Origin of the sequence: Pelagibius sp., from assembly GCF_965227505.1 — a bacterium.
GTDB lineage: Bacteria > Pseudomonadota > Alphaproteobacteria > Kiloniellales > Kiloniellaceae > Pelagibius.
On the sequence record NZ_OZ245757.1, the window covers coordinates 1,103,593 to 1,126,782 of the forward strand.

Annotated in this window: 28 protein-coding genes; 14 read left to right on the forward strand and 14 right to left on the reverse strand. The window is 66.6% G+C overall.

All coding sequences use genetic code 11. From position 1 onward, the window contains the following. Window positions 1-6 precede the first annotated feature (6 nt). The 3 genes from purL to grxD all read left to right on the forward strand — a co-directional run bounded on the left by purL (window position 7) and on the right by grxD (window position 3,004). On the forward strand, window positions 7-2,208 hold the full coding sequence (gene purL, locus ACO06P_RS05285) for a phosphoribosylformylglycinamidine synthase subunit PurL (RefSeq protein ID WP_420349702.1): 2,202 nt from the start codon (window positions 7-9) through the stop codon (window positions 2,206-2,208). A gap of 79 nt (window positions 2,209-2,287) precedes the next feature. Then, window positions 2,288-2,527, forward strand: a complete 240-nt coding sequence (locus tag ACO06P_RS05290) for a BolA family protein (RefSeq protein ID WP_299397731.1) — start codon at window positions 2,288-2,290, stop codon at window positions 2,525-2,527. Window positions 2,528-2,665: 138 nt separating this feature from the next. Then, the gene (gene grxD, locus ACO06P_RS05295; RefSeq protein ID WP_420348963.1) at window positions 2,666-3,004 is read left to right on the forward strand and encodes a Grx4 family monothiol glutaredoxin; all 339 of its coding nucleotides are present in this window, start codon (window positions 2,666-2,668) and stop codon (window positions 3,002-3,004) included. A gap of 131 nt (window positions 3,005-3,135) precedes the next feature. Here the strand turns inward: grxD and ACO06P_RS05300 are convergent, their stop codons facing one another. Then, window positions 3,136-3,975, reverse strand: a complete 840-nt coding sequence (locus ACO06P_RS05300; RefSeq protein WP_420348964.1) for a nuclear transport factor 2 family protein — start codon at window positions 3,973-3,975, stop codon at window positions 3,136-3,138. Window positions 3,976-4,082: 107 nt separating this feature from the next. On the opposite strand from ACO06P_RS05300, the gene ACO06P_RS05305 reads away from it, so the two are divergent. Continuing rightward, a complete protein-coding gene (locus ACO06P_RS05305; RefSeq protein WP_420348965.1) occupies window positions 4,083-4,469 on the forward strand; it encodes a winged helix-turn-helix transcriptional regulator in 387 nt (128 codons plus the stop codon). A gap of 146 nt (window positions 4,470-4,615) precedes the next feature. Here ACO06P_RS05305 and ACO06P_RS05310 read toward each other — a convergent pair whose 3' ends face one another. Further along, a complete protein-coding gene (locus ACO06P_RS05310) occupies window positions 4,616-5,509 on the reverse strand; it encodes a LysR substrate-binding domain-containing protein (RefSeq protein WP_420348966.1) in 894 nt (297 codons plus the stop codon). A 159-nt stretch (window positions 5,510-5,668) separates the two neighbouring features. Between ACO06P_RS05310 and ACO06P_RS05315 the strand changes: the two genes are divergently transcribed. Further along, window positions 5,669-6,439, forward strand: a complete 771-nt coding sequence (locus ACO06P_RS05315) for a class I SAM-dependent methyltransferase (RefSeq protein WP_420348967.1) — start codon at window positions 5,669-5,671, stop codon at window positions 6,437-6,439. A gap of 10 nt (window positions 6,440-6,449) precedes the next feature. On the opposite strand, the gene ACO06P_RS05320 is transcribed toward ACO06P_RS05315, so the two are convergent. Beyond that, window positions 6,450-6,977: a transglutaminase-like cysteine peptidase gene (locus ACO06P_RS05320; protein WP_420348968.1), complete on the reverse strand. Its 528-nt coding sequence runs from the start codon at window positions 6,975-6,977 to the stop codon at window positions 6,450-6,452. Window positions 6,978-7,476: 499 nt separating this feature from the next. Here ACO06P_RS05320 and ACO06P_RS05325 point away from each other — a divergent pair, with 499 nt between their 5' ends. The 3 genes from ACO06P_RS05325 to ACO06P_RS05335 all read left to right on the forward strand — a co-directional run bounded on the left by ACO06P_RS05325 (window position 7,477) and on the right by ACO06P_RS05335 (window position 9,841). Further along, window positions 7,477-8,703 (forward strand): MFS transporter, encoded by a 1,227-nt coding sequence (locus tag ACO06P_RS05325; protein ID WP_420348969.1) that lies wholly within the window; start codon window positions 7,477-7,479, stop codon window positions 8,701-8,703. Between the two features lie 9 nt (window positions 8,704-8,712). After that, the gene (locus tag ACO06P_RS05330) at window positions 8,713-9,096 is read left to right on the forward strand and encodes a hypothetical protein (RefSeq protein WP_420348970.1); all 384 of its coding nucleotides are present in this window, start codon (window positions 8,713-8,715) and stop codon (window positions 9,094-9,096) included. A gap of 139 nt (window positions 9,097-9,235) precedes the next feature. Further along, window positions 9,236-9,841, forward strand: coding sequence for a CARDB domain-containing protein (locus ACO06P_RS05335; RefSeq protein WP_420348971.1), 606 nt, complete (start codon window positions 9,236-9,238; stop codon window positions 9,839-9,841). A gap of 56 nt (window positions 9,842-9,897) precedes the next feature. Here the strand turns inward: ACO06P_RS05335 and ACO06P_RS05340 are convergent, their stop codons facing one another. Together ACO06P_RS05340 and rpsD are read right to left on the reverse strand one after the other, a co-directional pair. Continuing rightward, window positions 9,898-10,272 carry a cyclophilin-like fold protein gene (locus tag ACO06P_RS05340; RefSeq protein WP_420348972.1) on the reverse strand — a complete coding sequence of 125 codons (375 nt, stop codon included), beginning with the start codon at window positions 10,270-10,272 and terminating at the stop codon, window positions 9,898-9,900. 122 nt (window positions 10,273-10,394) lie between these two features. Beyond that, window positions 10,395-11,009 carry a 30S ribosomal protein S4 gene (gene rpsD, locus ACO06P_RS05345; protein ID WP_299396775.1) on the reverse strand — a complete coding sequence of 205 codons (615 nt, stop codon included), beginning with the start codon at window positions 11,007-11,009 and terminating at the stop codon, window positions 10,395-10,397. A 251-nt stretch (window positions 11,010-11,260) separates the two neighbouring features. Here rpsD and arfB point away from each other — a divergent pair, with 251 nt between their 5' ends. Together arfB and ACO06P_RS05355 are read left to right on the forward strand one after the other, a co-directional pair. Next, on the forward strand, window positions 11,261-11,680 hold the full coding sequence (arfB, locus tag ACO06P_RS05350; protein WP_420348973.1) for an alternative ribosome rescue aminoacyl-tRNA hydrolase ArfB: 420 nt from the start codon (window positions 11,261-11,263) through the stop codon (window positions 11,678-11,680). A 69-nt stretch (window positions 11,681-11,749) separates the two neighbouring features. Beyond that, complete coding sequence (locus tag ACO06P_RS05355; RefSeq protein WP_420348974.1) at window positions 11,750-12,316, forward strand: histidine phosphatase family protein; 567 nt, start codon at window positions 11,750-11,752, stop codon at window positions 12,314-12,316. A 52-nt stretch (window positions 12,317-12,368) separates the two neighbouring features. On the opposite strand, the gene ACO06P_RS05360 is transcribed toward ACO06P_RS05355, so the two are convergent. The 6 genes from ACO06P_RS05360 to gcvA all read right to left on the reverse strand — a co-directional run bounded on the left by ACO06P_RS05360 (window position 12,369) and on the right by gcvA (window position 18,247). Continuing rightward, window positions 12,369-13,070, reverse strand: coding sequence for a DUF4336 domain-containing protein (locus tag ACO06P_RS05360; RefSeq protein WP_420348975.1), 702 nt, complete (start codon window positions 13,068-13,070; stop codon window positions 12,369-12,371). Window positions 13,071-13,173: 103 nt separating this feature from the next. Beyond that, window positions 13,174-13,914: an SDR family oxidoreductase gene (locus ACO06P_RS05365; RefSeq protein WP_420348976.1), complete on the reverse strand. Its 741-nt coding sequence runs from the start codon at window positions 13,912-13,914 to the stop codon at window positions 13,174-13,176. A 122-nt stretch (window positions 13,915-14,036) separates the two neighbouring features. After that, complete coding sequence (locus tag ACO06P_RS05370; protein WP_420348977.1) at window positions 14,037-14,807, reverse strand: RNA methyltransferase; 771 nt, start codon at window positions 14,805-14,807, stop codon at window positions 14,037-14,039. 7 nt (window positions 14,808-14,814) lie between these two features. Further along, window positions 14,815-15,567, reverse strand: coding sequence for a hypothetical protein (locus ACO06P_RS05375; RefSeq protein WP_420348978.1), 753 nt, complete (start codon window positions 15,565-15,567; stop codon window positions 14,815-14,817). Window positions 15,568-15,569: 2 nt separating this feature from the next. Continuing rightward, complete coding sequence (cimA, locus tag ACO06P_RS05380; protein ID WP_420348979.1) at window positions 15,570-17,183, reverse strand: citramalate synthase; 1,614 nt, start codon at window positions 17,181-17,183, stop codon at window positions 15,570-15,572. Window positions 17,184-17,296: 113 nt separating this feature from the next. Then, entirely contained in the window at window positions 17,297-18,247 is a 951-nt protein-coding gene (gene gcvA / locus ACO06P_RS05385) for a transcriptional regulator GcvA (RefSeq protein WP_420348980.1), read from the reverse strand. A 164-nt stretch (window positions 18,248-18,411) separates the two neighbouring features. Between gcvA and ACO06P_RS05390 the strand changes: the two genes are divergently transcribed. Next, window positions 18,412-18,723, forward strand: a complete 312-nt coding sequence (locus ACO06P_RS05390) for a DUF1127 domain-containing protein (protein WP_420348981.1) — start codon at window positions 18,412-18,414, stop codon at window positions 18,721-18,723. A 107-nt stretch (window positions 18,724-18,830) separates the two neighbouring features. On the opposite strand, the gene ACO06P_RS05395 is transcribed toward ACO06P_RS05390, so the two are convergent. After that, window positions 18,831-19,418: a hypothetical protein gene (locus ACO06P_RS05395; protein ID WP_420348982.1), complete on the reverse strand. Its 588-nt coding sequence runs from the start codon at window positions 19,416-19,418 to the stop codon at window positions 18,831-18,833. A gap of 57 nt (window positions 19,419-19,475) precedes the next feature. After that, window positions 19,476-19,916, reverse strand: coding sequence for a universal stress protein (locus ACO06P_RS05400; RefSeq protein ID WP_420348983.1), 441 nt, complete (start codon window positions 19,914-19,916; stop codon window positions 19,476-19,478). Between the two features lie 221 nt (window positions 19,917-20,137). Between ACO06P_RS05400 and ACO06P_RS05405 the strand changes: the two genes are divergently transcribed. Genes ACO06P_RS05405 through ACO06P_RS05415 form a run of 3 tightly spaced genes read left to right on the forward strand, consistent with a single transcriptional unit; the run spans window position 20,138 to window position 22,719 of the window. Further along, on the forward strand, window positions 20,138-20,866 hold the full coding sequence (locus tag ACO06P_RS05405; RefSeq protein WP_420348984.1) for a DUF1287 domain-containing protein: 729 nt from the start codon (window positions 20,138-20,140) through the stop codon (window positions 20,864-20,866). Window positions 20,867-20,899: 33 nt separating this feature from the next. Beyond that, the gene (locus ACO06P_RS05410; RefSeq protein ID WP_420348985.1) at window positions 20,900-21,940 is read left to right on the forward strand and encodes a phosphotransferase family protein; all 1,041 of its coding nucleotides are present in this window, start codon (window positions 20,900-20,902) and stop codon (window positions 21,938-21,940) included. 47 nt (window positions 21,941-21,987) lie between these two features. Next, on the forward strand, window positions 21,988-22,719 hold the full coding sequence (locus ACO06P_RS05415; protein WP_420348986.1) for an SIMPL domain-containing protein: 732 nt from the start codon (window positions 21,988-21,990) through the stop codon (window positions 22,717-22,719). Here the strand turns inward: ACO06P_RS05415 and ACO06P_RS05420 are convergent. Further along, on the reverse strand, window positions 22,716-23,087 hold the full coding sequence (locus ACO06P_RS05420; RefSeq protein WP_420348987.1) for a GFA family protein: 372 nt from the start codon (window positions 23,085-23,087) through the stop codon (window positions 22,716-22,718). The genes ACO06P_RS05415 and ACO06P_RS05420 overlap by 4 nt on opposite strands. Between the last annotated feature and the right edge of the window lie 103 nt (window positions 23,088-23,190).

Genomic DNA, 23,190 nt, shown 5'->3' on the forward strand with positions numbered 1-23,190 from the left:
GCTGCCATGGCCAACGAGCGGCCGGTGACGCCGGAGGTGGCGCGCGAGCACGGCCTCAGCGATGCCGAGTACGACCTCATTCTCGACATTATGGGCCGCGAGCCCAACCTGCTGGAGCTCGGCATCTTCTCCGTCATGTGGTCGGAGCACTGCTCCTACAAGTCCTCGAAGAAGTGGCTGAAGACCCTGCCCACCAAGGGCCCGCAGGTGATCAAAGGGCCGGGCGAGAACGCCGGCGTGGTCGATATCGGCGAGGGGCTGGCCGCCATCTTCAAGATGGAAAGCCACAACCACCCCTCCTTCATCGAGCCCTACCAGGGCGCGGCCACCGGTGTCGGCGGCATCCTGCGCGACGTCTTCACCATGGGCGCGCGGCCCGTCGCCAACCTCAACGCCCTGCGCTTCGGCGCGCCGGACCATCCCAAGACCCGCCACCTGCTGGCCGGCGTGGTGGCCGGCATCGGCGGCTACGGCAACTGCGTCGGCGTGCCGACCGTCGGCGGCGAGGTGAACTTCGACCCCTCCTACAACGGCAACATCCTGGTCAACGCCATGACCGTGGGCATCGCCCCGGCCGACCGCATCTTCTATTCGGCCGCCGCCGGGGTCGGGAAGCCCGTGGTCTACGTCGGCTCCAAGACCGGGCGCGACGGCATCCACGGCGCCACCATGGCTTCGGCCGAGTTCGACGAGGACTCGGAGGAAAAGCGCCCGACCGTGCAGGTCGGCGACCCCTTCACCGAGAAGCTGCTGATCGAGGCCTGCCTGGAGCTGATGGCCACCGACGCCATCGTCGCCATCCAGGACATGGGCGCCGCCGGCCTCACCTCCTCCTCCTTCGAGATGGCCTCCAAGGGCGGCTCCGGCGTCGAGCTCGACCTCGACAAGGTGCCCTGCCGCGAGGACGGCATGACGCCCTACGAGATGATGCTCTCCGAAAGCCAGGAGCGCATGCTGATGGTCCTGCAGCCCGGCAAGGAGGACCTGGCCCGCGGCATCTTCGAGAAGTGGGACCTGGATTTCGCGATCATCGGCCGGCTGACCGACAGCGGCCGCATGGTGCTGAAGATGCATGGCGCGGTCGTCGGCGACCTGCCCATCGACCCCCTGGCCGAGGCCTCCCCCGAGTATGACCGGCCCTGGCAGCCGACGCCGGAGCGCGCGGACATCGACCCCGGCTTCACGCCCGTGACCGGTGCCGCCGAGGCGCTGAAGCGACTGATGGCGGGCCCCGACCTCTGCTCCAAGCGCTGGGTCTGGGAACAGTACGACCACATGGTCATGGCCGATACCGTGGCCCGGCCCGGCGGCGATGCGGCTGTCGTGCGCATCCACGGCTCCAACCGCGGCCTCGCCATGGCGAGCGACTGCACGCCGCGCTACTGCGAGGCAGACCCGGAGCGCGGCGGCGCCCAGGCGGTCGCGGAAAGCTGGCGCAACCTCACCGCCGTCGGCGCCCGGCCCCTGGCCGTCACCGACAACATGAACTTCGGCAACCCGGAGCGCCCGGAGATCATGGGCCAGTTCGTCGGCTGCGTCGCCGGCATGAAGGCGGCCTGTGAGGCCCTCGCCTACCCGGTCGTCTCCGGCAATGTGTCGCTCTACAACGAGACCAACGGCCAGGCGATCCTGCCCACCCCGGTGATCGGCGGCGTCGGCCTGATCGACGACCTCGACCGGACCGTCGGCATCGGCATGCCGGGCGCCGGGGAGACCATCGTCCTGATCGGCGAGACGGAAGGCCATCTGGGCGCCTCGGTTTACCTGCGCGATATCGAAGGACGCCGCGAGGGTGCGCCGCCGCCGGTGGATCTGGCTGCCGAGCGGCGCAATGGGGATTTTGTCCGCGCCCAGATCCATGCCGGCGCCGTCACCGCCTGCCATGATCTCTCCGACGGCGGCCTCGCCGTCGGCCTGGCGGAAATGGCCCTGGCCGGGGACTGCGGCGCCGATATTGCGGCCTCCGCACCGGAAAACACCCCTCTGTCCGCATGGTTGTTTGGGGAAGACCAGGCGCGCTATCTTGTCACCTGCCGGGACGCCGAGGCGTTGCTGGCCGCGGCGGCCGAGGCCGGGGTTCCTGCCCGGGTTCTGGGCCTGAGCGGCGGGGATCGCTTGAATCTGGCGGAAAACGAGGCCATATCGCTTGCGGAGCTGCGCGACGTCCACGAACCCTGGCTGGCCGCCTACATGGCCGGAGAGGTCTGACCGCCGCCAGCGCCGATCGGGGCGATCAGCAGCCTATCAGAGGGACCCCCACGAGAGGGGCTGGGGAAGGACAGAGCCAATGCCGATGAACCCGTCGGAAATCGAAGGCATGATCAAGACCGCCATGCCGGATGCGGAGGTCCGCATCGAAGACCTGCGCGGGGACGGCGATCACTACGCCGCCTACATCGTCTCGGAGGCCTTCCGCGGCAAGACCCGGGTCCAGCAGCATCAGATGGTCTATCAGGCCCTGCAGGGGCGTATGGGAAACGAACTGCACGCCCTGGCGCTGCAGACCTCGACCCCGCCGGAAGCATGAACGCCGGGACCTGAACGCCGGGGCCTGAGCGCCGACCGCCAGAGGGGCGCGGGGTCAGCCAGGCGCCAATCGATCAAAGAGATCTCGAAAGACAGAGATCGCGACACAGAGACGCCATAGAAACAAGGAGTGAAGGTTATGGACGAAACCGTAGCCGCGAGGATCAAGCAGGAGATCGGCGACAACCATGTCGTCCTGTTCATGAAGGGAACGCCGGTGTTCCCGCAGTGCGGCTTTTCCGCCGCGGTGGTGCAGATCCTGTCGCATCTGAACGTCAAGTTCAAAGGCATCGACGTGCTGCAGGACCCGGGCATCCGCCAGGGCATCAAGGATTTCAGCAACTGGCCGACCATCCCCCAGCTCTACGTGAAGGGCGAGTTCGTCGGCGGCTGCGACATCATCCGCGAGATGTTCCAGACCGGCGAGCTTTCCGAGTTCCTCCAGACCAACGGCATCGACATCAAGCCGGCGGCGTAAGCCGGCGCGCCAGACGGCGATAGAGACCAAGGGCCGCTTCCTTCGGGAAGCGGCCCCTTGATTCATGGACGTTAGAGGATTCATGGACGTTAGAGGGGCGACGCCGCCTCGCCGGTCGCGGCGGCCTCCGATCAAAACATCCCGTTGTCGTGGGCCATTTCGGTCGGGACTTCCTGCACGACATCCCAGTGTTCGACGATCATCCCCTTCTCAACGCTGAAAAGATCGTAGAACGCCGTTGGCGCCCCTCCGATCTCTCCCTCGCTCTGTGTCATCACGAAGTTCCCCTCCGCGACGACGTTGTGGATTGACCCGTAGGAAAACGAGATGTCGGTCGCCCGAAGATGCTCGAGGAATGCTCCGAGCCCTTCGAGTCCGTCGCCGATCCGGGGGTTGTGCTGGAGATAGGTCTCGCCGATGTAATCGGTGATGCGGTCGCTTTTCCCGCCGACCAGAATGTCCTCCACGAAGTTGACGACAAGCGCCCGGTTTGCCGCGGTCCCGTCCAGATCGACGATTTCCGCCGGGCCGTCTGTCATCGACCGGCCGCTGACGGTGGTCTCCGGCTTCGGCTGGATGCCGTCCCAATGCTCCATGGCTACGCCGTTCTCGAAGCGGAACAGATCGAAGGCGACGCCTTCGGTTCCAATGACGTGTTCGCTATGGACGGCGACCAGGTCGCCATCCTGAAGGACACGCAGAGGCGTGATCTGAGGTTTCCTGTCGAGCGAATGCAGATGATCGATGAGCGCAAGCAGGCCCGCCCGCCCGTCCGCCACGTTCGGGTTATGCTGGATGTAATCCTCGGCGACGTGCTCCTCGATAAAGGACCTGTCGCCGTTCACGATGCCTTCGATGAGAATGCCGACTGCCGTCTCTTTCATGTCGTCTGCTCCTGCGCTCGATGCACCGGCCAGACCCGCGATGGCGGCGCTGGCGAAAGCGGTGCGTTGCAGCAGCGGATGTTTCATCGCTGCCTCTCTTCCCGACTGGGACCCCTCGATGGTATTTGTTACTATCAAGAACAAACGCGCAGAATTGAAGTAGGCACTTTTTAGTAACAAGAGCAGGTGAAAGTATGAGACGGAGCCCGAACATCGCCCCGGCCGAGTTCTACGACCGCGAGCTCTGCCCGGTGCGAAACGTCCTCAGCCAGATTGGCGACAAATGGAGTCTGCTGATCTTTGCGCACCTTCGCTTCGGCTCGCACCGCTTCTCGGAGCTGCTTGGTGCGCTTCCGGACATTTCCCAGCGCATGCTGACCCAGACCCTGCGAAAACTCGAACGAGAAGGATTGGTAGAGCGGACCGTAACGCCGACGACACCGCCGCGGGTCGACTACGCCCTCACCGAGCTCGGACAGTCGCTCATTGATCCTTTGGCGGGACTGTCGGCATGGGCGCTGGAAAACCGCCCAAAGATCGAAAAAGCCCGCGCCGTCTTCGATAACCGCAGTCTTCAGTAGGCGGGGAGTCTGAACCCAATCACGACCTGTGTTTGTGGCGCGACCCTTGCTTATGGGCAGCAAAAGTTTGTTTTGTCCGCACGGACACCTGTCGCCTGACCAGAGACGAATGACCGCTCAGGGCCGGCTTAGGACTTTTGAGCAATCTAGGCCGCGGACCCCTTCTCGCCAGATTTACTCGCCGTCTCTTCCACCAGCCAGTCGCGAAAGATCCTGAGCGGACGCTCGTCGAGGGCGGCGCGGCGGCAGATAAAGTAATAGCCGACGGGCTGCTCGACGGTGCGGCCGCCGATGTCGACGAGGTGGCCGGCGGCGAGGCTCTGTTCGGCGAGGCTCAGGTCGATGACCGCGGCGCCGAGGCCGGCCACCGCCGCCTCCAGCATCTGGCTGCGGGTTTCGAAGACGGTGATGCCGGCAGCGGGCTCTCCTGCATCATCATCCCCCAGGAAGAGCGACCAGTCGTCCATGCGCGAGCGCGCCTTCAGGCGCGGCAGCGCGGCGATGGAGGCCCCCTTCTGTCCATCCAGCAGGCGCGGACTGGCGACCACGGCCAGGTGTTCGCGGAACAGCGGCAGCGTCACCAGCCCGGCGGCTTCAGGCGGGCTTGTGGCCCAGCGGATCGCGCAGTCGAAAGGTTCGGCATTCAGGTCCACCGGGCGCAGGTCGGTGGAGACCAGGATGTCCACGTTGGGCAGGCGCGCCCGCAACCGGCCCAGACGTGGGATCAGCCAGAGCACCGCGAGTGAGGACAGGGTCGAGACGCGGATGCTGGCGCGCTGCGCGCGGTACTGTCCGACGGCATGGGCGATGGCCTGAAAGGCCGGCTCCAGACTGTCCACCAAGCGCTCGGCGCGCGGGCTCAGGCGGGCGCGGCGCCGGTCCTCGAAGAGGGTGCCGCCGAGCTCCGCGTCCAGCGCCGCGATCATGTGGGAGACCGCCGAGGGCGTGACGCCGAGGCGCTGGGCCGCCACTGCATAGCTGCCGCTGCGCCGCACCTCCAGCAGCACCCGCAGGGCCTTCAGGCTGGGCCGGTCAATCATGAGAGAATCTCAATATCTATCACGAACCCTCATTAGCACATCGAGAAATCTTGGGATAGGCTGACGCTTCACCGCAGATCAAGAAACAATCTCATGATCGGATCAGGCCCGGACGGCCGCACGGCCGGACCTTCCCGATGCCAGAAAAGGACCCCTGCGATGGCCGGCAAGAAACCCCTCAGCGCCCTGATCGACGACCAGTTCGGCCCGCGCGCGGCCGCCTATGTCGCCAGCGCCGTGCACAGCAGCGGTCCCGATCTGGCCTGGATTGCCGAGCGGGCGGAGCGCGCACGCCCGCAAGTCGCCCTCGACCTCGGGAGCGGTGGCGGCCATGTCAGCTATGCCATCGCACCCTACGCCGGGCGGGTGGTCGCCTGCGATCTTTCCGAGCAGATGCTGGCCGCCGTGACGGAGACGGCCCGCGCGAAGGGGCTGGACACCCTCGAGACCAGGGTCTGCGATGTCCGCGCCCTGCCCCTGGGCGATGCCAGTGTCGACTTCGCCGCCAGCCGCTTCAGCGCCCATCATTGGCAGGATCTGGATGCGGCCCTGCGGGACTGCCGGCGCGTGCTGCGGCCCGGCGCCACGGCCGTCTTCGCCGATGCGGTCTCTCCCGGCACACCGCTCCTCGACACCCATCTGCAGGCCATCGAACTGCTGCGCGACCCCTCCCACGTGCGCGACTACGCCATCGAGGAATGGGTGGCTGCCCTGCAGGCCGCGGGCTTTGCACTTCAGGAGGTCAAACGCTTTCGCCTGCGCATCGACTTCAAGCCCTGGATCGAACGCATGCAGACGCCGCCGGACCGGCAGCGGGCCATACGCTCGCTTCAGGCTCAAGCGCCGCAGGAGGCCGCCACCCACTTCGACATCGGCGAGGACGGCAGCTACACCCTGGACTGCGCCGGCTTCGAGGTGCGGGCAGTCTGAACGCGCTCGATCAGAACGCCTTGATGTAAACGAGAGTCTGCTGGTGGGCGCCGATCTGGTACTTCGGCGTCCAGCCGCCGAAGGGCCGGGCGTGGAGGCGCGGCGTCAGGTTGTCCAGCAGAACCTGCCGCCCGTCGGCATAGTCGACACCCAACATCATGTGGCCTTCGCCTGTTGCCAGGATACCGGCCACCAGGTGCAGGGCCTGATCAGGCCAGCCCCGGTTATGGAGCAGCAGGCCCTTCAGCAGGGCGTAGTCCTCGCAGTCGCCCCCTTCCGCCAGGGTCTCGACCGGGCCGTACCACTTGTCCCGCACGTGCCCGTGGTCCCAGTCGGAGCGATAGCGGACGTCGCAGTTCACGAGCAGGTTCACCTGCCGAACGAGCCCGTCGCTCCGTCCCGAAGGGAGCGCCGCCAGGTTACGGCGCCAGCGCACCAGCACGGGATGGTCGGAGCTTGCCAGCGTTGCTGCCTCGCGCCGCGCCAGATCCGACCAGCGGCGCAGGCGCGCCTCCACCTTGGGCGCCGCCCGGCGCATGGCGAGAAAGGCGTGGTGATGGGCCGTTCCCGGTTCGAAAGGGCTTTTTGCCGGATCGGGGGCCGAGGGGCCGGCAGGGCCGCAAGGGACCAGGCCCCCGCCAGCGCGACCGGGGCGGCCAGGATACGACGGCGCACGAGGTCCATGTGATCCTCCGGTTGCCGCCCACGGCGGCCGAAAGGAGCCGCAGGCTAAGCTAGTGCGCAGGCGCACCCTCGCAAGCCGCCGTGGGCGCCTGCGGCGACGCGAATGCGAAAGCGCCCGCATCAAGTGACCGTCAGACGGTGAATGCCGGGCCGCCTACGTCCGCGGCGGCGGCCAAGCAATCAGGACAGCATGGCAGAAAAAGAGGGGTCCGCAGGCCGGCTGACGCAGGAATGCGACGCCGAAGCCATGCCGGCAGGGCATGCCCCCGGTCAGCGACCGGCGTTTGCCGGAACCCTCGGCGATCCTTAGACTTCGAAGCAGTGAGACAGCGCGCCCGAGGAAGCACCCGTCGATGACCGCCTCTGCCCCCACCGAGCCGCAAAGTCCGTTCTGGCGCACGACGCTTTTCGTCATCGCCGCCGGCTGCCTGTTGGCGCTGCTGTCCTTCGGGCTGCGCTCCAGCTTCGGGCTTTTCCTCGACCCGATGTCCAGCGAATTCGGTTGGGGGCGCGAGGTCTTCGCCATCGCCATCGCCCTTCAGAACCTGCTCTGGGGATTGTCCCAGCCGGTCGCCGGCGCCTTTGCCGACCGCTACGGCTCCGGTCGTGTGCTCACCATCGGCGCGCTGATCTACGCTGCGGGCCTCTTCATCATGGCCGACGCCTCGACGCCGGGGATGCTGACCCTCTCCGCCGGCGTTCTGGTTGGCCTTGGCGTGGCCGGCGCCTCCTTCGCCATCGTGCTGGCGGCCTTCACGCGCCGGGTTTCACCGGAGAAGCGCTCCTGGGCGCTGGGCATCGGCACGGCCGCCGGCTCGGCCGGCCAGTTCTTCGTCGTGCCGCTCGGCCAGAGCTTCATCTCGGCCTACGGCTGGTCGATGGCGCTGACGATCTTCGGCTTCATGGCGCTGCTGATGGTGCCCTGCGCGGCGGCACTGACCGGCCGGCCCGACACCCGCCAGGAGGCCAAGCAGTCGATCCGCGCGGCCCTCGGGGAGGCCTTTGCCCATCCCAGCTACAACTACCTGACCGCCGGGTTCTTCGTCTGCGGCTTTCACGTCGCCTTCATCCAGACCCACCTGCCCGCCTACATCACCGACATGGGCCTGCAGGCGGGCCTCGCCGCCTGGGCCCTGGCGCTCGTCGGTGGCGGCAACATCATCGGCGCCTACACCTCCGGCGTGCTCGGCGGCAGGTTCAGCAAGAAGTATCTGCTCTCCGCGCTCTACTTCGCCCGGGCGATCGTGATCGCGCTCTTCATCCTGCTGCCGATCAGCGAGGCCAGCGTGCTGGCTTTCTCGCTGGCCATCGGCCTGCTGTGGCTGTCCACCGTGCCGCTGACCTCCGGGCTCGTGGCGCAGTTCTTCGGCACCCAGCACATGGCCATGCTCTTCGGCATCGTTTTCTTCAGCCACCAGGTCGGCGCCTTCCTGGGGGTCTGGATGGGCGGCTACCTCTTCGATGAGACCGGCTCCTACGACGTGGTGTGGTGGATCAGCGTCGCCCTTGGCCTGCTGGCCGCGGCGATACACTGGCCGATCCGCGAGCAGGGCGTGGCGCGCCTGGCGCAGGCCGGGTAACGGTAAGCCATGGCTGAAGGGACCCACGGCATTGCTCTGAAGGTCCTGCTGCTGCTGCTCGGCCTCTGGCTGGCGGCCATGGCCGTCGCCCTGCCCAGCGCCGCTCTCGACGACACGGAGAGCGGCCTCGTTCTTGTCGCCTTTCCGATGAATGTCGGCGACGACCGCAATCTTCTGCGTGTTGCCGCCGCCGAGGGCCGGCCGATCCGCAGCCTGCTCGGCGGCCGTCTCTGGCTGGCCCAGTCCGACGAGCCCGGCTTTGTCGGCGCGCTGAAGGCCGCCGGCGCCTGGGCCGTCTTCTCGCCCGACATGCTGGCCGCCCTGCCCCAGGGCGGCTGCTTCGACATCTCCGTGCGGCCGCCGGGCCCGCCACGCCCCAACCCGCCGATCTGATTCAGTCAATCCCGGTTTTCCCGTTAACCGAGACCCTTAACCAGGCTTTCAGCTTCCTGCCCGAAAACCTTGGTCTTTGAACCCTCTTGCGTATCGCCGCGACCAATAGGGCAATCCACCCCTACTGGAGCAGTTTTCCATGTTCAAGAACCTTGTTTTCGCATCCGCCACGGCAGCACTGGCCCTGGCCGTCACCGCGCCGGACTTCGGCGTCGTTTCCGACGCCGCGGCACAGCCCGGCGTTCAGTCGGCGCAGTTCAAGGCGGTTCCCGCCAAGCCCACACCGCCGACGCGCGGGCCGGCTGGCAAGCCGGGTGCGGCGGATGACCTGAAGACGACGCCGTACGTCGATCTCTACGGCTTTCCCTATTACCCCCTGGGCCTGGAGGGCACGCCGGGCAAATGGTACTGTATGTTCCTGGCCGGCAACGACACACGGCCCCGAGGGGCACAGATTTCGGTCAAGAACAAGGGTGACAAGCCCGCCGGCAAGGTGACCGTGCAGTTCAAGTTCTCCGGCGGCAAGACTGTTTCCGAGACTCAGACGATGATGCAACCCGGTTCGAACTACATGTTCGAGGCGCTCATCCCCGACAGCGCCTGGGTGAATGGCAAGGCGAGTTTTGTCATGAGCATCGACCACGGTAACAAGGTCGCCGAGAGCAACGAGAAGAACAACGTGTACTCCAGCTTCTGCCTGGACCCCGAGTATGAGCGTTCGGAGCCGACGCGGACGTTCAACTAGGTGACATAAGAAATGGGGGCGGCCGCGTTCTATCGCCGGCCGCCCTTCCTTGTTTCTCAGACAGCGCGTTCCACAACGACAGTCTCGCCATCGCGCACCGTAGCCAGTTTTCGCACGTCGTCGAGGGCATCAGCCCAGATGTTGGCCGGGGACGCCAGCCGGATCTCATCACCCCGGGACACCGGCGTCGGCCCGAAGCCGATGGCGATCGCGTCGCCGGGAAGCCAGAACGCAATCTCTCCTGCTTGGAGAATTGTCTTGGCGTCGGCTTCCTGCGGCACGCTGACCGGCGTGTCGAAGTAGACCTCCTCGCCCCAGGTTCGGGCCCGGGCATGGATCGGCAAAGCTTCCAGGATCGCTGCCGCCGTCGGCGTGTCGCGGGTTTCGATCGCGATCGTGACCGATCCGGCGGTTACGTTCAGGCGGGTCATGGTCTGTCCCCCTCATGAAAAAAGCCGCCCGGCAGCATGGCCGGGCGGCTCCGTTCTTGGCAGCCCCCAGAGACTTGAGACGCGGGGGCTGCGTCTCCCAGAGTAAATGCTGTCAGACCGCGTTAACGCGAGTAGTACTCGATGACCAGATTGGGCTCCATGGAAACCGGATAGGGCACGTCGGCCAGCTTGGGCGCGCGCACGAAGGTTGCCTTCATCTGGTTGTGGTCGACCTCGATGTAATCCGGCAGGTCGCGCTCCACCGACTCGACGCCTTCGAGCACCAGCGGCAGTTCGCGGCTCTTGGCCTTCACCTGCACCACGTCGCCGTCCTTGACCATGTAAGAGGGGATGTTGACGCGCTTGCCGTTGACCGTGATGTGGCCGTGGTTCACGAACTGGCGGGCGGCGAAGACCGTGGGCACGAACTTGGAGCGGTAGACCACCGCGTCCAGACGGCGCTCCAGCAGGCCGATCAGGTTCTCGCCGGTGTCGCCGCGGCGGCGCGAGGCCTCTTTGTAATAGCTGCGGAACTGCTTCTCGCCGATGTTGCCGTAGTAGCCCTTGAGCTTCTGCTTGGCGGCAAGCTGAATGCCGAAGTCGGTCGGCTTGCGGCGGCGCTGACCGTGCTCGCCGGGTCCGTATTCGCGCTTGTTGACGGGGCTCTTGGGGCGGCCCCAGAGATTGACCCCGAGGCGGCGGTTGATCTTGTACTTCGACGCAAGGCGCTTGGACATGGCCCGGCGGCTCCTTTCTTTGCTTGGCGCCGTCCCGCTTTCGGGTCCGGCTGATATTGTCCCGGTAGTTTCAAGACCGGCCGCAATGGCCTAGGAATGGTCCTGAACGGGGTTGGGGCCTCTGCCCGCCCGCATTCCCGGGAAGAAGCGCGGACTATACGAATCGCGGCGGAAATGTCAAACCTGCAGAAACTCTATAAAGATCAAGGACCTGGTGCCCGTTTTCAGACCGGTTTCGGGGGTCTGCGGCCATGATCGCCATCACGAGAGACATCGCCATCGACCCCGCCGAGGTCGAGGAAAGCTTCCTGCGCGCCTCCGGCCCCGGCGGGCAGAACGTCAACAAGGTGGAGACCGCGGTCCAGCTGCGCTTCGACCTCAGGCATTCCCCCTCCCTGCCGGCCCCGCTGCGGGCCCGGGCCGAGCGGCTGGCCGGCAAGCGCCTGACGAAGGAAGGGGTGTTGGTGATCACCGCCGCGCGCTTCCGCAGCCAGGAGCGCAACCGCGAGGACGCTTTGGCGCGGCTGGTCGCCCTGCTGCAGAAGGCCGCGATCCCCCCGACCCCGCGCAAGGCGACCCGGCCGACACTGGCCTCCAAGAAACGCCGCCTCGACACCAAGGCCCAGCGCGGACGCCTGAAGCAGATGCGCCGGCGCCCGCCCGAGGACTGACACTGGGCCTAGGGCTTGCCTTCGGCAGTTCTGCGTCTAGCTGACAGGAGAGCACCACCGGAGCCTTCCATGCGCGCAAGCCTGCTCACTCTCTTCGTCGTCGCCACCGCCCTGCTGGCCACGAAGCCTGTCGAGGCGAACCCGATCCTGGACCGGCTGACTGAGCCGGGCACCCATGCGATCCTGCGCCATGCGCTGGCCCCCGGCACCGGCGATCCGGCCGACTTCACCCTCGGCGACTGCACGACGCAGCGCAACCTGGATGACGTCGGGCGGGCGCAGGCGCGCGCCATCGGCGCAGCGGTCCGCGACGCCGGCATCGCCATCGACCACGTCCTCACCAGCCAGTGGTGCCGCACGGCGGAGACCGCCCTCCTGCTGGATCTCGGCCCGGTGACCGAGGCGCCGATGCTGAACTCCTTCTTCCGCGACCGCAGCACCGCCGATTCCCAGACCGTCGCAACCGCCGCCGCCTTGGCAGAGTTACCGCCCGGAGAAACAGCGGTGCTCGTCACCCATCAGGTGAACATCACCGCCTTGACGGGTGTGTTCCCGCGCTCGGGCGAGATGGTTCTGCTGCGCGTCGGCAAAGACGGTGACGTCACGGTCCTAGACAGGGTCCTGCTCGCCGACTAGAGCGCGTCATGCGCCACATGCGGCTGTCTTTTACACCCCGCCCGTTGAGTCATTAGGCGTCCGTGATCCAATCGAATGCGCGGCGGACGTCTTCCTTTGCACCGCCTTGCAGGCAATGGCCGTGCGCAACGATGAGATTGTCGAAGTCCCAAGCAAGAACCGTTTCGATGCCGCGCCGCATCGCCACTTTGTTCCGAACGCTGAGCTTGATATCCAAAGGGACTCCGCCGTCCTCACCCAGGACGCCCGCCATGCCTTTCACGCCGCGCCAAAGCCATGATTCGCCGGCGGCTTCATGCTTCTGGATCAGATCCGTGACGATGAGCGTCTTGGAGGCCTTGTGCAGAAACCAGACCTCGTCCAGAACGGCATGGCCATCAATCACACAGTGATCGATTTCACCGCTCCAAGGGGCTTCGATGTCATTCGTCAGCAGCGTGTCGACGGCGATGTCGGGATGACGCTTGTTAAATGCCGGCGAGGCCCAAACCCTGGCTGAAGGGTACAACGCCTTCCAGGGCGTGATGCCAAGGCTATGGATCTTGTTGGGCGCAACGAGATGCTCGACCGGGCCGAGCAGATCAACGGCGCGCTGACATTCCGGCGTCGGCCGCACGGGGGAATGAAGCCAGACCCCGCCGGATTCCAGTCGAACGACCGTCATCCTTGTCGTGAACGGCAGCACCGCGTACATGCGGACATCGTCGCCGCTCACCGTCCATATGTTCTGTCCGAAGGACTGCATGTCACGCATCAAGCGGAGTGTTCTCTCCTCTGAGGGCAGTTCGTTCGTATGCCGAACTGGCGAGACGCCCGCCGCACACCCGGCGAGCGCCTCCTTCAAACGCAGGGCTGCACTATCCGCGCCCGACAAAGGGCATCTTGGTGGCCATGACGGTGATGAACTGCACGTTGGCCTCCAGGGGCAGCCCGGCCATGTGGACCACCGCGTCGGCCACGTGCTGTACGTCCATCGTGGGCTCCGGCTTCATGGAGCCGTCGGCCTGGGGCACGCCCGAAGACATGGCTTCCGTCATGTGGGAGGCGGCATTGCCGATGTCGATCTGGCCGCAGGCGATATCGAAGGCGCGCCCATCCAGGGAGATGCTGCGGGTCAGCCCGGTGATGGCATGCTTGGACGACGTGTAGGGCGCGGAGCCGGGCCGCGGCACGTGGGCGGAGATGGAACCGTTGTTGATGATCCGCCCGCCCTGGGGCGACTGCCGGCGCATCAAATTGAAGGCGCCGTGGGCGCAGAGGAACATGCCGTTCAGGTTCACGTCGATGACCTTTTTCCAGCCGCTCCAGTCGAGGTCGCCGAAGTTCGTCGCCGGGATGTTGGTGCCGGCGTTGTTGAAGATCACATCAAGGCGTCCGACGTCCGCTTCGATCTTTGAGAACATCGCCGCCACCGCCTCCGGGTCGGTGACGTCGCAGGGCAACACCGTCATGCCGCCGCCGCCCTCGGCATCGGTTTCCTTCAGCGCATCCGCGCGCCGTCCGCAGATCGCCACGCTGAAGCCCGCCTTGTGCAGCGCCAGGGCCGAGGCCCGGCCGATGCCCGAACTCGCACCGGTCACCAAAGCCGTTTTCGCCATTGCATCGTCCTCCGACCGTTTCCTTGGATTTTCGTTTCGCCCGGACAGGTCCCATTGAGCTGGGCTTGGGCGTGCGCGGCGCAGTCTAGTACAGCCGGCGTGTCAGGCCAAACCGCGGCCGCTTAGCGGTCCTGCCCCTGCTTGCCACGCAGCGCCGAGATGATGCCGTGAAGAGTGTTCACCTCCGCCTCGGTGGGGGTGATGCGGTGAAAAAGGTTGCGCAGGTTGCGCACCATGTTGGGGCGCTTTTCCGGCGGGAAGAGGAAGCCGGTCTCGTCCAGCGCCGTCTCCAGCCGGGTGAAGAAGTTCACCAGTTCCTCCTTGCTGGCCGGCTCGCCGACCCCGGTTTCCAGGCGGCGCGGCTCGGTCTCGTCGGCGGCCATGAACCAGGCATGGCCCACCAGCAGCACCGCCTGGGCGAGGTTGAGGGAGGAAAAGGCGGGGTTCAGCGGCACGGTCAGGGCCGCATCGGCCAGCGCGATGTCGTCGTTCACAAGGCCGGAGCGCTCGGGCCCGAACAGCAGGCCCGTCTTCTGGCCGTCCGAAGCCGCCGCGCGCAGCTCAAGCGCGGCCTGTGCCGGCGTGACCACCGGTTTCACCATCCCGCGCGGCCGCGCCGTGGTGGCGTAGACACGCTGCAGGTCGGCGATCGCCGCCTCTGTGGTGTCGAAAAGCTGCACGCCGGCAATCACCTCGGAAGCGCCGGAGGCCGCCGCCTCCGCCTTCTCGCTGGGCCAGCCATCGCGCGGGCGCACGAGGCGCAGTTCGGTCAGGCCGCAGTTCAGCATGGCGCGGGCCACCATGCCGATGTTTTCGCCCAGTTGCGGAGCCACCAGGATGATGGCCGGCCCTTGGCCGGTCACCGGCGTCTGCGTATGGTCGGTTCCCGCCACGGCCCGCCTATTCGGCCAGAAGGGCGCGGGCCCGCAGCAGCGTATCGGAAAGGCTGGCGCCGACCTCCAGCTCCGGGCGGAAAAACAGGGAAAAGACGGCCTTGCCCAAGGGCGTCAGGCTGGGCCCGCTTGCCGGATCGGGATCGATGAGACCGGTCAGCTCCGGTCCCAGCGTGACGCCGCCCAAGGCCCAGACGGTCGCCAGGATGAAAGAGGCCTCGCGTGCCCGCTCCGGCTCGTCGTCAGCCAGCAAAACGACACCCCGGCGCGCCGGCGCTTCCGTGAAGGAAAAGACAAAGGGCAGCGTGCCGATTTCGAAGCGCGCCAGCATGCCCTTTTCGAAACCGGCCGCGAAAGCGATCTCCGCCAGATCCTGACGCGGCCCGACCGCGATCACCAGATCGGCACCGGCTGACAAGCTGTCGAGGGTATCGCCGGGCTGCGGCGCGGCGCCGGTTTCGGCCAGGGCGATGTCCAGTCCGGTGGGATCGGAGAAGGCAGCCGCGACCCGGCTCAGCGACGCCGCTGAAGTCTCGGCACTGTCGCTCAACAAGGCAATGGCGAGCGAGCCGCTGTGGCGCCAGAAGGTGTCCGGCGGAAGGCCGAAATGCCGTCTTGTCTCGCTCTGCTCGACCAGCCGTGCGAAGGCAGCGTGAACCGTGTCCGCATCTTCAGGCGCAGTCTGCGGCGCCTGGGCCGCGGCCGTCCCTGCCCACAGCGAGAAGAAGCAGAATGCAGCCGCAAGGAGCCTGCCCGGCATCCTCATACCGCTGCCTCCGCCGGTACCTCGGCGCCATCCTGCAGAAGCTTCCAGGTGATGCCGTCGTGCAGCGCGTTGAAGGAGGCGTCGATCACGTTGGTCGACACCCCGATGGTGGTCCAGCGCCGCCCTTGGGAATCCGCACTCTCGATCATGACCCTGGTTACCGCGCGGGTACCGGCCTGGGGTGTGAGGATCCGCACCTTGTAGTCAACCAGGCGCATGTCCTCGAGCTGCGGATAGAGCGGCACCAGGGCCTTGCGCAGGGCGGTGTCTAGGGCGTTCACCGGGCCGTTGCCGTCGGCCACCTCCATCTTGGCCTTGCCGGCGACCTCCAGCGTCACCGTCGCCTCGGACTCGGTGACCAGTTCGCCGCGCGCGTTCCATCGCCGGTCGTCCATGATGCGAAAGCGCGCCAGGGAGAAGTAGCTGGGCACCTCGCCGCGCGCGCGCCGCGCCAGCAGCTCGAAGGACGCTTCGGCGCCGTCGTAGGCAAAGCCCTCGAACTCCCGCGCTTTGACCTCGTCGACCAGCTTGTTGACCCCCGGGTCCTTGGGGTCCAGATCGATGCCGATCTCGGCGAGGCGCGCCAGGATGTTGGAGCGCCCGGCCTGGTCGGAGACCACGATGTGGCGGCGGTTGCCGACTGTGGCGGGGTCGATGTGTTCGTAGGTACGCGGGTCTTTGGCGACGGCGGAGACGTGCAGACCGCCCTTGTGGGCGAAGGCCGCCTCGCCGACGTAGGCGGCGTGACGCGCGGGCTGGCGGTTGAGGCGATCGTCCAGCAGGCGGGAGACATGGGTGAGCTGGCCGAGGGCATGCTCGTCCAGGCCGACGTCGTAGTCGGTCTTCAGCATCAGGTTGGCGATCAGGCTGATCAGGTTGGCATTGCCGCAGCGCTCGCCCAGACCGTTGATGGTGCCCTGCACCTGGCGCGCGCCCGCATCGATCGCCGCCAGCGAGTTGGCGACCGCGTTCTCGGTGTCATTATGGCAGTGAATGCCGACGTGGCTGCCGGGGATCCGCTCGCAGACCGCGCCGACGATACGGGCGACCTCGTCGGGCAGGGTGCCCCCGTTGGTGTCGCAGAGCACCACCCAGCGCGCGCCGGCCTTATGGGCGGCCTCCAGGCACTCCATCGCATAGGCGGGGTTGGCCTTGTAGCCGTCGAAGAAGTGCTCGGCATCGAACATCACCTCGTCCTTGCGGGTGAGCGCGTGGGCCACCGAGTCCGCAATCATGGCGACATTTTCCGAACGCTTGATCTCCAGGGCGACATCGACGTGGAAGTCCCAGGTCTTGCCGACCATGCAGACGGCCTCCGCCGAGGAATTCAGCAGGCCGGCCAGACCGGGATCGTTCTCGGCGCTGCGGCCCGGGCGGCGGGTCATGCCGAAGGCGACGAAGCGGCTGCGCTCCAGGCCGGGAGACTCCGAAAAAAAGGCGTCGTCCGTGGGGTTGGCGCCGGGCCAGCCGCCCTCCACGTAGTCCAGACCAAGGCGGTCGAGGACACGGGCGATGGCCAGCTTGTCCGAAACCGAGAAGTCGACGCCCTGACTCTGCGCCCCATCGCGCAGGGTCGAGTCGAAGAGATAGACCCGCCTGTCATTAACCATAGTGATTATCCGCCCTTTGGAGGGCGCTATTCAGCACAGGCAGGCCCTCAGGTCAACTTGGCTGGCGCGCACAATCCCGGCCGTCTGGCGCGGCCGCGCGACCCGGGGCGATCTCATGAGGGCTGTGCGACGCGGTGGTCCTCTTCGGCGCCGCGCGCCAGGCTGCGGCCCTCCTCCTCCAGCCAATCCCGAAAAGCGATCACCTTCTGTTTGCGCGCGGCCGCTTCGGTGCAGACGACGAAGTAGGACATCGACCCTTCGACCGCGCGGTCGAACAGCCGCACCAGCCGGCCGGCCCGCAGATCGTCTTCCGCCAGGGTGGCCCAGGTCAGCCCGACGCCCTGTCCGTGGATCGCCGCCTGGATCATCATGTAGCTGTTGGGAAAGGCGGGACCCTGCGTCGGGTCGACCCCTCTCGCCCCCAGAATCCCCAGCCAGACCGACCAGGTCGCCATGGAGTTCACCTCCATGCGCGCCGATTCCGTATGCAGAAGCGTGTGGTGTTTCAGGTCCTCCGGCCGCCTGAGCGGCGGGCCCTTTGCCAGAAGCTCCGGGCTGCAGACGGCAAAGACCGTCTCATGCATGATCGCTTTCGAGACGAGCCCCGGAAAAGGACCCTGGCCGAAGCGGATGGCCATGTCGATGGTGGCTGCCTCGGCCACCAGATCGATGCGGTTGCCGGTCGGCCGGATGCGCACGTCGATCTCCGGATGGATGTCGTGGAAACGCCCGAGTCGCGGGATCAGCCATTTCACCGCGAGCGACGGGCTGGCAGTGACTGTCAGGATACCGCTCTCATCGGGCTGCTGCAGTTCCGCGACCTTGTCGAACAGCCGCCGAAAAACCGTCTGCGCCGTCTCCGCCAGGTCCTCACCCTTCTCAGTGAGCGTCAGACCGCGCGCGCCGCGGTGAAACAGCGCAAAGCCCAGGCTGGCTTCCAACTGCTTGATCTGCTGGCTGACCGCGCCCTGGGTCACGTGCAGCTCGGCAGCCGCCTTGGTGAAACTGAGGTGGCGGGCCGCCACCTCGAAGGTCCGCAAGGCTGCCAGCGGGGGCGATGGCATCGGCGTCTCCGGGGACGTCTCGGGGCATGATCACCCATTAGACCAGCTTATTAAGCCCATTACGAATCATCGTTTGTGGCTTTCTCGAATCTGGCCAATATTTCTGGTCAGAACCTTTGGGATCCGTCAACCCGGACACCACCCCCAGCCTATCAGGTGACCTAATGACCAGCTCTTCGAACGGGGCCTCTTCTGGGGTCCACGCAACCCTTCCGTACCGCCAGCTTTCAGGCACACCCTCCGGTCGCTATGCCGATCTCGGCCGGCCGGAGATGCGGTGGCGCCGGGACCGTGCGGTGGTCGCCAATCTGCTGCTGGACGGCTTCTTCGCACTGGCCCGCCCGCTGATCGCCTGGCAGAGACGCCTTGAGGAGAAAGACCGGCTCAACGACATGCCGGACTACCTCCTGAGGGATCTCGGACTGACCCGCGAAGACATTGTCGATATCTCGGCATCAGCAGGCCGCGACCGCTAAGGCCTCGCGCCTATCCCCTGCACACACACCCATAACCCTGCAACTTGCGGCGGCGGGCCGCCCCCCGAGCAAAGGGCCCGCCGCCCCTCTTTTTTCCGGACCGGTTCTCAGTCCTCCGCATCGAAAGGCGATCGGTCGACGGGACCGCGCAGTCGCGCGATCTCAGCCGTCACGCGCGGCGCGTCGGCGATGCCGTAGAACGCCTCGATCTGATAGCTGCCGCCGGCGCTGCGTTTCCACCACGGCAGTTTGCGTTCAATGAACACGGCTGCCCCGCGGCCGGAGTCATCGGCCAGGGCGCGCGGTTCATCCAGGTCTTCCGGCATGAACACCCGCTTGCTGCGGAAGGGCCAGAACGACAGGATCATCAGCCGCCGGCTGGTGACCGCATAGACCATGCGCCCTGCCGAGACCTTGGTCACCTGCGGCGCTACCACCAGCGCCAGACAGTAGAGGGCGGCCGCCACCAGGAAAGCAAACAGCAAGGCGCTTTCCGCCGAGGCGCGAAAGTCCGGAACATAGCCGTACCAGTGCAGGCCGGCGATCACCGCCAGCCCCAGGGTGCCGCGGATGACCTGCGGCAGTTTGGTGCGCGCCAGAACCTCCGGCTGTGGGCGGTCCGCCCAGATCAACTCTTCGCCCGGCTCCAGTTCCTGTCGCGCCACCGTCAGCGGATCGTCTGTTTTCGAGGCCACGGCTCCCCTTCCTCTTCGGCCGCTTTGCGCAGGGCGGCGGCCGTGTCGCACCCGTCGTCAAACCGGCCCTTGAGCCTGCGCGACCAGAACGGGCACCTTGGCGAGGTGCAGCACCTTGCGGGAAACGGAGCCGAGCAGCAGTTCGGCATATTCCCCCAGGCCGCGGCTGCCGACAACGATCAGGTCGGCACCGCTGCGGCCGGCTTCATCGAGGATTTCGTCGGCCGGGTCGCCGTAACCGACACGCTGTTCCACCGTCACCCCTTTGGGGACCTCGGCCAGAATGCGGGCGGAGGCGAGGATGCGTTCAAAGACCTCGGACCGGCTCAGGTCCTCCGACTTCGCGAGATCGGCCAGGGGGGCTTCAAGCGGCCGATGTCCGTCCACCGCCAGCATGACCAGCGTTGCATCATAGGTCTTCGCGATATCGCCCGCACAACGCACCGCATTGGCCGCATGGCCGGACCCGTCAACGGCCACGAGAACGGTCTTGAACATTCATGGTCCTCCCAACACTCGATTGCCCCTCAGCCTCGCGGATCCAACGGACTCCGGCGCGGCGACCGGCAGCTTAGCGTCCCGGGCCGCCGCACTCCAACCGGCAATGGCCGGCACACGAAGGATATGACGGCGGCCCCGCCACAAAAAAGCCGTAAGCCCGGGTGAACCTGCCTGCGGTTTGCTGCGACCAACGGCTGGACAGCAAGAGACATGAGCGGATGACCAAACCCGGATCGCACAACCGTCGTATGGAACCCTTGCGGTCGACAGCCTTCTTTGGTCACACCCTTCCCGGCCTGCTCGGCTTGGTCCTGGTTATTGCCGGCAGCGCGCCGGCCCTGGCCCAGCAGCCGGCCCAGCAGCCGATCCAGCAGCCGATCCAACAGTCCGCCCAGAGCGTTGCGGAGAGGCTGAACGCGGCGGCCCTCGCCCGCACCGCGGCTCACGTCACCTACGACCCTGCCTATCGCCGGATCGCCTATCCCGGCGGCGACGTGGCGGCGGACCGCGGCGTCTGCTCCGACGTTGTGATTCGCGCATACCGTGCCCTGGGCATCGACCTTCAGGAACTGGTCCACGAGGACATGCGCAGGGCCTTCGATGCCTATCCCAAGCTTTGGGGCCTGACGCGGCCTGACAGCAACATCGATCACCGCCGGGTGCCCAACCTGGAGACCTTCCTGCGGCACCAGGGCGCGATGCTGGCGGCCAGCAACGACCCGAACGACTACAAGGCCGGCGACGTGGTCGCCTGGAATCTGCGCGGGTCCCGAGGGTTTCTGCCGCACATCGGCATCGTGACAGACCGCATCGCCGCCAGCGGACGGCCGATGATGGTACACAACATTGGCGCGGGGCCGCAGTTGGAAGACGTGCTATTTACGTGGCCGATCACCGGCCGCTATCGCTATCTGCCGGACGCGGGTACGGCAGCGGCGAGGAATTGACCGGTGCGGCGCGCCATGGGTGAAAGCCGGGTTATGCGTGACGATTGGGAACGCCAGGAAGACCTCATCGATCTCAGCGCAGCCGACATCGCCGCGCTGCTGCAGCCGGCTTTTCCAGGCGTGGCCATCGAGTCCGTCGCACCCGCCAAGGGCGGCAAGGCCAACACCAACGTGCGGGTGGAACTGGCGACGCCGGCCGGGCCGGTTCTGCTGCGCCTCTTCGTGCGCGATCCGGCGGCCGGGGCCAAGGAGGTGGCGATCCTCCGGCGCCTCGCGGGCCAGGTGCCGGTCCCGAAGGTACATGCCTTCGCGCCGGACAACGCCGTAACCGGACATCCCTATGCAATCCTGGACTGGGTCGAAGGGCGGCGCATGGACCTGGCCCTGAGCGCGGCGCGCAGCCAGTTGGAGCGGTGCCAGATGGCCGCCGCCGTGGGCGAGACACTGGCCCGGATCGGCGCGCTGACTTTCCCGCAGGCCGGCTTTCTCTCCGGCGATCTGGCGGTTTCGCAGGGTTTTGAAACCGGCACTGAAGGGTTTCGATCCTTTGTCGGCGAAATGACCGGCAGGCCGCGCGTCGCACAGCGGCTCACCCCCGCTTTGACCGACGAGCTGCTGCGCTTCGTCCAGGAAGCCGCGGTCGTCCTCGACGGGCCGCCCGGGCCCGCCCGCCTCACCCACTGCGACTACGACCCCAGCAACATCCTGCTGCGACGGGAGGACACGGGCTGGCGCGTCGCCGCCGTGCTGGACTGGGAGTTCGCGGTGGCGGCAACGCCGCTTCTGGACCTCGGACATATGCTGCGCGCCCCCCAGGGAGAAGACCCGCTCTTCGTCGCGGCGCTCGGCAAGGGCTTCAGGGCGGGCGGCGGCGCCCTGCCGAAGCACTGGGTGGCCGCCGCCAGGCTGCTGGACCTGCTCGCCTGGCTCGATTTCCTCGACCGGCCCGTGGAGCGGCCACGCCTCTTTGCCGATGCCCGGAGTGTGATCCGCACCACCATCGACAGCTGGCCGGCGCTGCTGGCACAGAGCGACCACGATCCCATGCCGCCCGACCCGACCCAAAACGACTGACCCGACCCAAAACGACTGACACACAAAGCAGCAATAAGGTCTTTTCCATGCCCAACAGTGTTTTCGGTTTCGCTGCCGCCCTGGTTCTGGCCGTTGGCCTCGCCATCGCCGGCTGGTTCGTCGGCGACGGCTTCCTGCAGGGCCGCAAAGCCGACCGCTATGTCACGGTGAAAGGCGTGGCGGAACAGGAGGTCAAGGCGGATCTCGCGGTCTGGGCCCTGCGCTTCGTCGCCACCGGCAATGACCTCGCCGAGGTGCAGCGCAAGATCGCCGCTGACGCCACGCTGGTCCGGGATTTCCTGACCGCCGGAGGCTTTGCAGCGGAGGAAATCGAGAGCCGCGATCTTCAGGTGATCGACCGACTGGCGCAGCAATACCAGCAGGGTCAGGTCGACAGCCGCTTCATCATCGCCCAGACGCTGACCCTGCGCAGCGGCGACGTCGACGCGGTAACGGCCACGGTCGAGCGCATGAGCGAACTGGTGGCCGCCGGTCTGGTGCTGTCCAACGAGAACCAGTGGAACAGCGGCCCGACCTACATATTTTCCGGCCTCAACGACCTGAAGCCTGCAATGATCGCCGAGGCGACCCGGAACGCCCGGGCCGGAGCCGAGCAGTTCGCGGCGGATTCCGGCAGCGGCGTCGGCGGCATCCGCCGCGCCAACCAGGGCGTCTTCCAGATCCTGCCGCGCGACAGCATTCCCGGCGCCCAGGAGGCAAAGCAGATCCACAAGACCGTGCGTGTGGTCTCCACCATCGAATTCACACTGCAGGACTAGCGTCCGCTCTCGTCCAGCCAGGTCCAGGTTTCCGCGCCGTCGAAGTGGCGCACTTCGAGACCGGCGATGTCCGCAGGCTCGGCCATGGCCAGGTTCACCGCCATGCGCGCCTCAGGGCTGGAATCCAGGTTTTCCCAATGGGTCGTGCAGCCGCAGGTGCGGCAGCTGTGGAACGCCAGGGTCTTGTCGCCCCAGATGTAGCGGATCGTCGCCCCGGCCTCGAAATCCAGGGTGATCTGCCGGGTCTCGGCATAGGCCCAGAGCGCCCCTGCGCGCCGGCAGTAAGAGCAGTTGCAGCGTGTCAGCCACTTTGGGCAGCCGGGATAGTCAAAGCGGACGGCGCCGCAATGGCAGCTTCCACGGATCATCTGCTCCTCCTGGCGCACCGGGTTAACCCTGTTCGGCAGCGCAGCGGATTCGAGGGGGGCTGCCCGACTCCAAGGTTAACCGGGTTTTTTGTCGGTCCGAAAG